Below are 11,416 nucleotides of genomic sequence, written 5' to 3' on the forward strand. Positions count from 1 at the left end.
CCATTTGGAGCTGGAGCGACCAAATTATTGCAGGCGAAATTAGCGGAAGCAAATATTATCCGCGCGGTGTGACGAGCATTTTATGGTTGGAGGAGAGAAGGAAGGAGGAAACGATATGGGTGCGTTGAAAATGATTCAGCGCGTCGAGACGCCCCACAAAGTGGTTGCCATGACGTTCGACGATGGTCCCAATCCAATTTATACGTTGAAAGTGTTGGATCTATTTAGAGAGGTATCTGGAAAGGCGACCTTTTTTATGATTGGTCGACATATGGTCGAGTATCCGGAGATTGTTGAGGCGGTTGTTACACAAGGGCATGAAATTGGAAATCATACGTATTCTCATGCCAAATTGACTTTCTTGAATGAAAGCGATTGTTTACAAGAGATTCAGCAGACTGACAAAATAATTACAAACTTGACTGGGATGAAGTCAACTGTTTTCCGTCCTCCTTATCTCGATTATAATCATGGCGTCGTTTTGCTAGTCAAACGTTTAGGTTACAGAATGATCGGGGCACTGAATACAGATGCGTTAGACTGGGAGCAGCCTGGAGTCGATTATATTATAGAAAAGACTCGCAGCCATATAAGTAGTGGAAGTATTCTTCTTTTTCATGACGGGTTTGGCGATCGTTCCCAGACGATTGAAGCAGTAAAAATTCTTATTTCTGAGTTGTGTCTGCAAGGATATCAATTGGTTACAGTTAGCGATCTGTTGAGATTGGCAGAGGAGGAAAAGAAATGAGGATCGGAAAAAATCAAAAACTGCTATTCATCGGGGATTCCATTACAGACTGTGACCGTGCTAAGCCAGAAGGAGAGGGATTATTTGAGGCATTGGGGAAAGGATATGTGGCTTATGTGGACGGTCTTCTACAATCAGTCTATCCAGAATTGGGGATTCGGATTGTCAATAAAGGCATAAGCGGAAATACGGTTCGAGATTTAAAAAAACGGTGGCAAGAGGACGTCATTGCTCAAAAACCTGACTGGCTATCAATCATGATTGGGATTAACGATGTTTGGCGACAATATGATACCCCCTTCATGAAAGAAAAGCATGTGTGCTTAGATGAATATGAAGAAACGCTTCGAACTCTTGTGATAGAAACTAAGTCTTTAGCCAAAGGTATTATCCTTATGACGCCTTTCTATATAGAAGCTAACGAACATGATCCAATGCGCCGAACAATGGATCAATATGGTCTAGTGGTTAGAAAAATTGCAGAGGAAACTGGTAGTTTATTTGTCGATACCCAATCAGCTTTTAATAAGGTATTAAAGTTTTTTTATCCAGCGGCGTTAGCTTGGGATCGTGTTCACCCATCGGCTGTGGGTCATATGATTATAGCAAGAGCGTTTTTGAAAGTTATCGGTTTTGACTGGGAGAAGGAAAACGAATAAAACGAAAAAAACTATTCTCACTATAAAGGTTTTCAGAGACTGGAAAGAAAAAATCCCCATACCTCCTTCTCATGCTATCTATGGTATACTAATTTTAAAAGTTTAGGATAAAGGTGGATGAATGATGCGTTCTGGTCTTTTGGACGGGAAATTGTATCGTGTTTGCGAATGGATTACAAAACTTGCGTATATTAATATTCTATGGGTGCTCTTTACCTTAGTCGGAGCGGTCATTTTCGGTATCGCTCCGGCGGCCGTTGCTCTGTTTACTATTGTGCGGAAATGGCTAGTGTTTCACGACAATGATGTTCCCGTATTTAAAACATTTTTTCAGACATATAAAAAAGAGTTTTGGCGGGCGAATTGCTTTGGGATCGTGTTTATCGCCGTTGCCTATATTTTGTATATTGACGTATTGTATCTCGCTCATGTGCCGTCATCCTTCCGGCTTCTTTTTTCCATTGTTTTATTTATCATTTTTATCTTTTACATCGTGACGCTGTTGTATATTTTCCCTATTTACGTTCACTATAAATTGAATTTTTGGCAATACATGAAATACGCGCTCCTGATCGGAATGGCCAATCCGTTGATGACATTGATCATGTTGATGAGCGCAGGGGTGTTGTTTGTCGTATTCATGTATATTCCAGGATTGATCCCATTTTTTAGCATCAGCTTGTTTTCATTGGTCGTCATGGGCAGCGCATTGCGTGCGTTTCGGAAAGTCGAGGAAAAACAGGCCATATGGCAGCAGGGAAAATAATAGCCGTTGAGCGAAAAAGCCGTCTGAACAGGCTGGCTTTTATGATATAAAAGTCAATTTCAAGCGTCGGGAGGGGGATTGTTCCCATATCCGTCAAGTTAACGGAGTAAAAAAATTCCCCACAGTTGTTGATTATCTAAAATTAGGTATTTCCCTCCCATAAAAATGGGCATGCTCAAACAAGGCCTCTACCATCGCTGATTTCCAATCGAGAGAAAGTTGCCCAAACAGAAATTGACGTACAAAAGAAATGAACGTCAGTGCTGTTTGTGCATGTTGCTAGGTTTGATCGTATAACCATCTTAATAACACATAAGCAATGAATGCCGCAAACAGCTGATTGCAGACAGCGTTTTCTGTCTTGCCGAACAAAGTTGTTACATTCAAGTATTGCTTGATCCATCGGAAAAATACTTCGATCGTTCAACGCTTTTCGTACATGTCGGCAATCTTTTCTGCGGACAACTCAAATCTCATGACCATTGGCATCTTGAAAGATCACCATACGATGGTACTTTTTCGAACCGCACTGCTTCGTCCCTAGTTAACAAGTAAAATCAGCGACACCATGGAATCTTTGGAACAAGACGCTGCAGACTTTTACGACGATCCTCCTTGATATGAATGTAGGGTCGATTCGCTGATTGACATCCCTGCATCGTACTAAGAGGACTTTTTCTTTCAAATCCCCGAGAATTCTCCTAGGAATGTTCTTTCCTAGGTTTGTTGGTGTGATTGTTTACATTCTATGGAAAAGGTGCTCTTTTTTCTATACGTTATTTGGATTTTATTGGATAATTAACACACGTGTAAATTTTTTAAATAAATCGTAAATTTTATAGGGTCGAAAAGGAAAGCCCAAATGCAGTAAGATGATGAAGAAAAAAGATATATTGAAAGCGTTATCAAATACTAGGGAGGGATCGAAGTGAGAAAGAAATGTCCACTGATTTTGCTGTTTGCGCTCCTTTTTTCTGTATTTTTTCCAGCTAATGTCCAGCGGACGACTGTGGCGAAAGAAACTTTTTCAGAAGTGATTCGGACTGATTTTGAAGATGGCAGTGCCCAAGGTTGGCAGCCGTGGATTGGTAAGGAAAGACTGACGGTGACGGAAGCAGAAGTGAAAACAGGCAAGTATAGCCTATTAACAACAGGGAGACAGCACGCGTACAGCGGTCCGGCTTTAAACGTTTATGGAAAAATACAAAAAGGGAATAAGTACACCATCTCTGTATGGGCTAAGTTAGCCCGAGGGGAAAGACCGACCAGTTTGCGGGTCAGTATTCAGCGAACAGTTAACGGGGTAAATGATTATGATACTGTCGTCCCTAACACAACAGTGACCGCCGATGAGTGGGTATTACTGTCGGCGACGTATGAATTAAAGTATACCGTTGACTCCCTCTACGTTTATGTGGAGTCTGCTAGCGACCTTTCTTCCTTTTATATTGATGACTTTGAACTCACTTATTTGCCGCCACTTCCCATTCAAACCGACATTCCGTCTTTAAAAGATGTATATCAAGATGATTTTGCTATTGGGGCTGCAGTTGCGCCTGATCAATTGGATGGTGTTCATGCTGACTTACTAAAAAAACATTTTAATAGCATTGTTGCTGAAAATGCGATGAAACCAGAATCGTTAGTGCCATCCATGAGAATGGAAACGGAACGAGGGACAGCATCGCTATTTGGAATGACCAAACGGGATTATCGCATAGAAATACATCAAAATTTGGTGTATTATTGTTAATATATTTCAACATAAAAAATTAAGAAAATAAAACAAATTTAAGTATAGGAGGGATAGGCAACGATAGTCGGGGAAATTCATGAAATGTGGCGAATTTCTTTCGGTGTGGCCGATCCTTTCCTGCCCATTATGGAAGATGCAAACGTGTTTATTATCCGTATGTCTATGAGGGAGTGGAGGAAAGACCCATGCATAGAGTAATGCTCGTAGATGACGAAGTCTTTGTTCGGGAAGGGTTGAGAGCGTTAATCGACTGGGAAGCATACGGGTATAGAATTTGCGGGGAAGCAGATAACGGGGAAGATGCTCTTTGGGCGATCGAAAGATTACAGCCGGATCTAGTTGTGACAGATATTCGCATGCCAGTGTTAGATGGACTTGAGCTGATTCGGCATATGGCTGTAAACAGGCAAGCTGCTACAAAGTTTATTGTCATTAGTGGGTATAGTGACTTTTCTTATGCGCAACAGTCGATTAAATATGGAGTTTGTGATTTTATTCTCAAGCCGATTGATAAAAAGGAATTCGAACAAGCATTAGAACGGATTGCTAATTTATTAAATGAGGAAAAAAAGCAAATCGAAATGAGGAAGGAACAGGTAATCGAAATGTTATTTCGCAGATTGATTAGAGGAGAAATCGATGATGAAACGGCTAATGAACAAATGAGAGAGTTGGGGATTCCTTTTTATCCATTATTTGGATATGTAATGATAGAGATCAATCAGGGAGATAAAGAAATGGAGCAGATCGAACACCAGGAGATGAAACGTCAAATTGATGATGTCTTTCGGAATCATATTCATCAACCGATTTATTTCCCTACTTACGAACATGGATGGGATCGGTATGGGTTGCTGTTGATTGCTGAAAACGAAACAGAGATGAATGGAAATATAGATAGTTTGTATAAACAACTAACAAACTTAAGGTTAAACATGACGATGTATGTGAGCGGGGTTGCTTCCTGTGTCGGGCAGCTCCAACAACTACTCGAGCAGGTGTACTATGCTATGCGTTATAAATATATGGTAGAGGAAGGCCCCATTTTTTACGACCAAGTAAAGGGAGTAGACGTTCATTATATGGATATTGACGATCAACTATACGATAGATTAATTGAGTATATAGAAGAATCCCAACTAGACCATATTTTGCATACAGTAAGTCTGATTTTCTATGAATTTCGTGCAAAACGTTTTGCCGCAGAGGCGGTGAAAACATCCATTGTTCATTTTGTGCAAAAAGCGGTTGGCATTGTGAAACATCTTGGAGGACGTGAGGAGCAATTAACGACATTATCCCGTGTGATGGAGTGTCAAAGATATAGCTTCAGTTTAAATGAAATTCAACAACGGTTTATTGATTTTGCTATTGAATGTTCGAAAATCATTGACAAATTGCGAGGACAATTGATGATATGCGAGATTCATAAAGTCAAGAAATACATTGAAGAACATTATCATGAAAATATTAGTTTAAAAAATATCGCTCATCAGTTTTATATGAACCCTGTCTACTTAGGACAGCTTTTTAGAAAAACATATGGGGTATACTTCAAAAAATTTTTATTGCAATTGCGTATTCAGCAGGCGAAAAAGCTTCTTCGTACAACGGATTTGCGGGTTTATGAAATTGCTGAACAAGTCGGTTTTGGGAGCGTGGATTATTTTGTTACACAGTTCGAAAAAATGGAAGGGCTTACACCGACTGAATATCGGAAACAAACGATTCGTTTACAATTATAGGAGATGGATTGCATCTTTCCACCATATGAAGCTTAAAAATAAGTTGACATTGCTTTATATTTTTTCCGTGTTTATTCCGATGGTTGCGACAAACGGATTATTTTACCATGTGATTACTCAAAACGTTAAACAACAAAAACTACATGATGCGTCGTTAGTGATCAAGCAAATGAAAAATGATTGGCAACAAAATATTGAGCAAGTCGTAGGCATTTCTACCTTATTATATATGGACAATCAAATTAATGAAATGCTAGATCGGCAATATGGATCGGAAGCTGAATATGTGCAGTTTTACAATGAAATTTTGCCTGAATTCAACAAATATCGGTACATGTACCCGCTCATCCGTTCCATTACGTTCTTTACTGATAATCCTACGGTGATGTTCTCAATGCAAGTGCAACCGCTTACCGACGAAATACAACGTGCGGATTGGTATCAGCAAATGAACTCGCTGCCGGATATCATCCATATAGACGGGTCATTTGCTATTGTGAGGAAATTAAATTATTTCACAATTTATAACAAAACGGAGCGATTCGTCAAAATCGAGTTGGACCAAAATGCGATCAATCACTTGTTCAGAAACGAAACATTTCCCGGGGATATTTATTTAGTCAATGGGCAAGGGATGATTGAGTATACGACGAATCCATCCATCCGCTGGCAGACGGAAATGGTTCCGTTTGCCTCTCAAGCTCAAAATGAGCAACTGATCGTAGAGGAAGAATATGAAGGGAACTACTATTTTCGCCATTGGAAGGTGATTGGGGTTATTTCTGCAGAAAAAGCGTTCAAGGAAATCCGCTATTCAAAGAAGTTTATTTTTTATTTAACTAGTTTAAATTTGATCGTTCCTTCTTTCATTATTTTTGCCATTTCCCGATCTTTGCATACTCGGATCGCACAAGTGTTGAAGTATATGAAAAAAATGGAGAATGAGCAGTTTGAAACGATTCGGACGGGGATTTATCGTGATGAAATTGGTCAGCTTGCCAGCGAATTTAACCGTATGTCTTATAAAATAAAGAAATTGATCCAAGATGTATACATGACCAGTCTTCAAAAAAAGGAGCTGGAGTTACAAAAGAAGCAAGCCCAGTTAGACGCGTTGCAAAGCCAAATCAATCCTCATTTTCTTTTCAATGTGTTAGAAACGATTCGGATGCGAAGTGTGATTAAACACGAATATGAAACTGCAGAAATGATTGAAAATATGGCGAAAATCTTGCGAAAATCAATCAGTTGGGGAAAAGATTGGGTGACGGTGCGCGAGGAAATCGATGTCGTTTCCCGCCTTCTACATCTGCAAAAATATCGATTTGGAGAGAAAATCTGTTACGACATCAAGGTTGACCCTTCCTTGCTTGAACAAAAGATTCCAAACATGGTGATTCTTACTTTTGTCGAAAATGCGTGTAAACATGGGATGGAATCTCAGAAAGGGCAAGGCAGAATTGATGTACAAGTAGAGAAAGAAAAAGAACGGATGAAAGTAATGATTCGGGACAACGGTCCTGGGATCGACGAACGGAAACTTCGCCAACTTTTCGACTCTTTAGAGCGAGAAGAAAAAATCGGGGAAAACGTCGGCATTAAAAATGTGTATTATCGACTAAAAATGTGTTACGGAAATCGGTTCGGTTTCCATATTCACAATGAACACGGAACGGTTGTCACTCTTCTTCTTCCCAGTGAAAACATGAGCGGACATGAATAAACTTAATTTTTTTAAGTATCGTCTTAAGTTTATCCGGTTAATGGCTGATCATGTAAACGTTATAATGAAAGTGCTTACAAGAAAGGGGGAGAGAAAATGAAGGGAACCGCGACAATATTCAAAGGGGGAAAAGGGTTGAAGAGGAAGTTATTTGTCATTTTCTTGTCTTGTTTGTTGCTTCTCTCGTTGGCTGGCTGTAAGGAAAAAACGAATGTCAGCAGCAATAAAAATCCGTCATCTGTAGATGATAAAACACCGTTTACTTTCACCTATTTTAATGCGGGGTTTTCAAAGAAAAATATTGATGCGAATCAAACAAGAATTGGTAAAATTTTCGAAGAACAGACTGGTGTCAATGTAAAAATGGAGTTTTTAGTAGGTGATATTAATACAAAAATCGGGACGATGATTGCTAGCGGACAATATCCTGATGTTATATTCCCAGATGCCGGCATAGATAAACTTCTTGATGCTAAGGCATTGATTCCGTTAAATGATCTCATTGATAAGTATGCTCCGAACTTAAAGAAATTATATGGCCCTTACTTAGATCAGCTAAAAACAGATGACGGGAATATTTATCTTTTACCTTCTGGTGTCCCACAAGGATATGTCCCTAATCCCGATATTGAGCAGGGGGCGTTTTGGATTCAACGGCGTGTGTTAAAAGAATTCGGCTATCCAAAAATTAAAACATTGGATGAGTACTTTGATTTGATTGCGAAATATAAAGAAAAATATCCGAAAACAGACGGAAAGCCTACGATCGGTTTTACCGCTTTGACTTATGACTGGAGATTTTTCACCATCTCAAACCCGCCAGCCCATCTAGCTGGTTATCCAAATGATGGTGAAGTGATTGTTGATATGAAAACTCATGAGGCTAAAGTATATGGGAATGGCGAGTATACGAAACGATGGTTGAAAAAATTAAACGAGATCAATGCAGCCGGTTTGTTTGATAAAGAAGCGTTCGTTTCCAACTATGATGAATATTTAGCGAAAATCGCCTCCGGAAGGGTATTAGGCTTCTTTGATTATGGCTGGCAAGTAAACCAAGCACTCAACGCCTTAAAAGAAGCAGGTAATGATGATTTGCGCTACATGCCGCTTCCGATTGTATTTGACAAAAACATTAAAGATCAATATATTGATCCCCCATCTTTTGCGTCTAACCGCGGCATTGGGATTACAGTTAGTGCAAAAGATCCAGTACGCATTATTAAATATTTAGACAATATGGCAAAAGAGGAAAACCAAAAGCTGATTATGTGGGGGATCAAAGGCGAAACATACGAAGTCGATCAAAACGGACGCTACTACCGGACGCCGGAACAAATTCAAAAAACGTCGAATGAAGAATTTCGTGAGCAATTTGGTTTCACCTATTTCGAATGGTCTTGGCCACGTGGAACTGGGTTATTATCTGACGGGAACGCTTGGGAGCCAAGCAGACAACCTGAAGTTGCCCAAGCAAGCTACACGGAAGGGGATAAGAAAATTTTGCAAGCCTATGGGGCAAAGGTGTTTTCTGATTTATTCGCCAAACCAGATGAGCGCCCGTGGTATCCAGCATGGAGTGCTCCGGTTAAGCAAGGGTCTCCGGCCCAAATTTATCAACAAAAGAAACAAGATTTGCAACGGAAGTATTTCCCGAAGTTGGTGTTAGATCCACCGAGCAAATTCGAGAAAAACTGGAAAGAATATGTAAAAGAGTATAACAAGTTGGATATTAAAGCGTTCGAGGATGAAATTACAAAATATGTAAAAATGAAAGTAGAGCAAAGTAAAAAATAAGTGGAGTGGGCAGGAAAGATGGGCCGGTCGGCTACTCATAGTTGGCTAGGCCCTTCTTTTCCCCGTTCAACAGGAGAGTATAACGATATAAAAAAGAAAGGGAGGAAAGAGCTTGAATATAGAAAAAACGACTCATGGAACTCCGCTTTCTTCTTCGTTGCCAAAAGAGAAAGCAACAAGAAAAAAGCAGTTATGGCGAAAAATTGTTCAACAAAAGACGTTGATTTTGATGAGTTTTCCGTTTTTAATTTGGTTGTTTATTTTTAAATATGTCCCGTTATGGGGCTGGACAATGGCCTTTCAAAACTATCGGCCGGGGCTTCCATTTAGCGAACAGGAATGGATCGGGTGGAAGCAATTCCAATTTCTCTTTCAAGATGAATCATTTTTGCGGGTATTGCGCAACACGTTAGCGATGAGTGTCATTAACCTTGTGCTTGGGTTCGTCACCGCTATTACGTTAGCGATTTTATTTAACGAGCTTCGCAATGGAAAATTTAAACGAATCGTGCAGACGATTAGCTATATGCCTCACTTCCTTTCATGGGTAGTAGCAGCTAGCATTATTTCATATGCGTTATCGTTAGAAAACGGAATTGTCAATATTGTATTGCAAAAGTTGCATATCATTGATGAACCGGTTCTTTGGTTAGGGGTTGGTAAGTATTTCTGGGGAATTATCGGAGCTTCGGAAGTATGGAAGAACCTCGGATGGAACACAATTATTTATTTAGCAGCGATTTCCATGATCGATCCTGAACAATATGAGGCAGCAGAGATTGATGGCGCGTCGAGGTTACAACGTATTTTCTATATTACTCTTCCTTCTTTAAAGCCGACGATTATTATTTTGCTTATTATGAACTTAGGGAATATTTTAGAAACAGGATTTGAACCACAATATTTGTTGGGCAATCCAATGAACTTAGACTATTCGGAGAATCTCGATATTTTTGTATTAAAATACGGGATTTCCATGGGGAACTTTTCTCTTGCTACGGCGGCAGGTATTTTTAAAACTGTTGTCAGCTTTATTTTCTTATTTAGTGCCAATCATATTGCTAAACGCCTTGGTCAGGCGAGATTATTTTAAGATTGAAGTAGGTGGGCAAATGAAGAAAACCAGTGGGGGATTGAAGATCGGGACGCGCTATGTGTCATGGGGAGATGTGGTGTTTGATGTATGCAACTATAGTTTTATGGTTTTCCTATGTATTGTGATGATTTATCCAATGCTGAATACGTTAGCGATTTCACTCAATGATGCTAACGATGCGATGAAAGGGGGAATTTATCTTTGGCCAAGGGAGTTTACGTTATATAACTATCAATATGTATTGAAAGAAAACACGTTACTGAATGCATTACTCATTTCCGTGTTGCGGACAGTTCTTGGAACAGGGATCTCAGTGTTTTGCACAGCCATGGTAGCCTACGTCATTAGCCGCAAGGAATTTGTATTTCGGAAATTTGTCACTATCGCCTTTATTTTGACGATGTATTTTAATGGTGGGTTGATTCCAACGTATTTGTTAATGAGAGATCTTCATTTAATAGGGACGTTTTGGGTCTATATTATTCCTGGCATTATCGGTGTCTTTAACTTAATTGTGATTCGTTCGTTTATCGAGGGACTTCCGAATAGTTTGATTGAATCTGCTCGTATTGACGGAGCTGGTGAGTTTAAAATCTTTTTTAAAATTGTACTGCCTCTTTCCTTGCCTGTATTGGCGACAGTCTCATTATTTGTTGCTGTGTACCAATGGAATTCTTGGTTTGATGTTTTTCTTTACAATTCATCGAATCCGAATTTGAGTACTTTGCAATATGAATTAATGAAAATTTTGCAAAATACAAATGCGACAATGTCTGGAAAAACAGCGGCGGATGCGTTTGCTAATGCTCAAGCGGATGCGAATACCGTTACCCCGGCATCCATCCGTGCGACGATGACTATCATCGCGAGTGTTCCAATTATTCTTGTTTATCCGTTTTTGCAAAAGTATTTTATTAAAGGGCTAACATTAGGAGGAGTGAAAGGAGAATAAAGAGAACTAGTTTTGTTCAGTTTTAAAAGATATCAATATAACCGATGAAGCTATTAACAATATAAGGAGAGGAACAAGACCATGCCGAAAAATATGTTTTTTAACGCCCATCATTCACCTGTTGGCGCATTTGCAAGCTTTACGTTAGGATTTCCGGGAAAAAGCGGAGGGTTG

The 11,416-nt window shown here is 39.5% G+C and carries 9 protein-coding genes and 2 pseudogenes; 10 read left to right on the forward strand and 1 reads right to left on the reverse strand.

Going from position 1 to position 11,416, the window contains the following annotated elements:
- The first annotated feature begins 115 nt into the window (after window positions 1–115).
- The 3 genes from HNQ34_RS16925 (at window position 116) to HNQ34_RS16935 (ending at window position 2,173) form a co-directional block, all read left to right on the forward strand.
- Complete coding sequence (locus HNQ34_RS16925) at window positions 116–748, forward strand: polysaccharide deacetylase family protein (protein WP_246364308.1); 633 nt, start codon at window positions 116–118, stop codon at window positions 746–748.
- Window positions 745–1,407: an SGNH/GDSL hydrolase family protein gene (locus HNQ34_RS16930; protein WP_183256494.1), complete on the forward strand. Its 663-nt coding sequence runs from the start codon at window positions 745–747 to the stop codon at window positions 1,405–1,407. The genes HNQ34_RS16925 and HNQ34_RS16930 overlap by 4 nt, the downstream gene beginning before the upstream one ends.
- Before the next feature lie 124 nt (window positions 1,408–1,531).
- Window positions 1,532–2,173: a YesL family protein gene (locus HNQ34_RS16935; RefSeq protein WP_183256495.1), complete on the forward strand. Its 642-nt coding sequence runs from the start codon at window positions 1,532–1,534 to the stop codon at window positions 2,171–2,173.
- 132 nt (window positions 2,174–2,305) lie between these two features.
- Here HNQ34_RS16935 and HNQ34_RS16940 read toward each other — a convergent pair.
- Window positions 2,306–2,732: pseudogene (locus HNQ34_RS16940) on the reverse strand (transposase); the annotation flags it as partial.
- A 474-nt stretch (window positions 2,733–3,206) separates the two neighbouring features.
- Between HNQ34_RS16940 and HNQ34_RS16945 the strand changes: the two are divergent.
- The 7 genes and pseudogenes from HNQ34_RS16945 to HNQ34_RS16970 all read left to right on the forward strand — a co-directional run.
- Window positions 3,207–3,815, forward strand: a pseudogene (locus HNQ34_RS16945) (carbohydrate binding domain-containing protein); the annotation flags it as partial.
- Window positions 3,816–3,862: 47 nt separating this feature from the next.
- A complete protein-coding gene (locus HNQ34_RS17975; protein ID WP_409978387.1) occupies window positions 3,863–3,949 on the forward strand; it encodes a hypothetical protein in 87 nt (28 codons plus the stop codon).
- Window positions 3,950–4,114: 165 nt separating this feature from the next.
- The gene (locus HNQ34_RS16950; protein WP_183256496.1) at window positions 4,115–5,674 is read left to right on the forward strand and encodes a response regulator; all 1,560 of its coding nucleotides are present in this window, start codon (window positions 4,115–4,117) and stop codon (window positions 5,672–5,674) included.
- 25 nt (window positions 5,675–5,699) lie between these two features.
- On the forward strand, window positions 5,700–7,397 hold the full coding sequence (locus HNQ34_RS16955) for a sensor histidine kinase (RefSeq protein ID WP_183256497.1): 1,698 nt from the start codon (window positions 5,700–5,702) through the stop codon (window positions 7,395–7,397).
- Window positions 7,398–7,493: 96 nt separating this feature from the next.
- Complete coding sequence (locus tag HNQ34_RS16960) at window positions 7,494–9,194, forward strand: ABC transporter substrate-binding protein (RefSeq protein ID WP_183256498.1); 1,701 nt, start codon at window positions 7,494–7,496, stop codon at window positions 9,192–9,194.
- A gap of 157 nt (window positions 9,195–9,351) precedes the next feature.
- Entirely contained in the window at window positions 9,352–10,287 is a 936-nt protein-coding gene (locus HNQ34_RS16965) for an ABC transporter permease (RefSeq protein WP_221277486.1), read from the forward strand.
- A 19-nt stretch (window positions 10,288–10,306) separates the two neighbouring features.
- Window positions 10,307–11,242, forward strand: coding sequence for a carbohydrate ABC transporter permease (locus HNQ34_RS16970; RefSeq protein ID WP_183256499.1), 936 nt, complete (start codon window positions 10,307–10,309; stop codon window positions 11,240–11,242).
- Window positions 11,243–11,416: the final 174 nt, after the last annotated feature.

Origin of the sequence: Anoxybacteroides tepidamans, assembly GCF_014201465.1 — a bacterium.
In the GTDB taxonomy this organism is placed as follows: Bacteria; Bacillota; Bacilli; order Bacillales; family Anoxybacillaceae; genus Anoxybacteroides; species Anoxybacteroides tepidamans.

Bases quoted from the DNA above. Each gene is read 5' to 3' on its own strand.
- HNQ34_RS16925 (WP_246364308.1), top strand. From the start codon at position 116: ATGGGTGCGTTGAAAATGATTCAGCGCGTCGAGACGCCCCACAAAGTG.
- HNQ34_RS16960 (WP_183256498.1), top strand. From the start codon at position 7,494: ATGAAGGGAACCGCGACAATATTCAAAGGGGGAAAAGGGTTGAAGAGG.
- HNQ34_RS16930 (WP_183256494.1), top strand. From the start codon at position 745: ATGAGGATCGGAAAAAATCAAAAACTGCTATTCATCGGGGATTCCATT.
- HNQ34_RS16955 (WP_183256497.1), top strand. From the start codon at position 5,700: ATGAAGCTTAAAAATAAGTTGACATTGCTTTATATTTTTTCCGTGTTT.
- HNQ34_RS16970 (WP_183256499.1), top strand. From the start codon at position 10,307: ATGAAGAAAACCAGTGGGGGATTGAAGATCGGGACGCGCTATGTGTCA.
- HNQ34_RS16935 (WP_183256495.1), top strand. From the start codon at position 1,532: ATGCGTTCTGGTCTTTTGGACGGGAAATTGTATCGTGTTTGCGAATGG.
- HNQ34_RS16950 (WP_183256496.1), top strand. From the start codon at position 4,115: ATGCATAGAGTAATGCTCGTAGATGACGAAGTCTTTGTTCGGGAAGGG.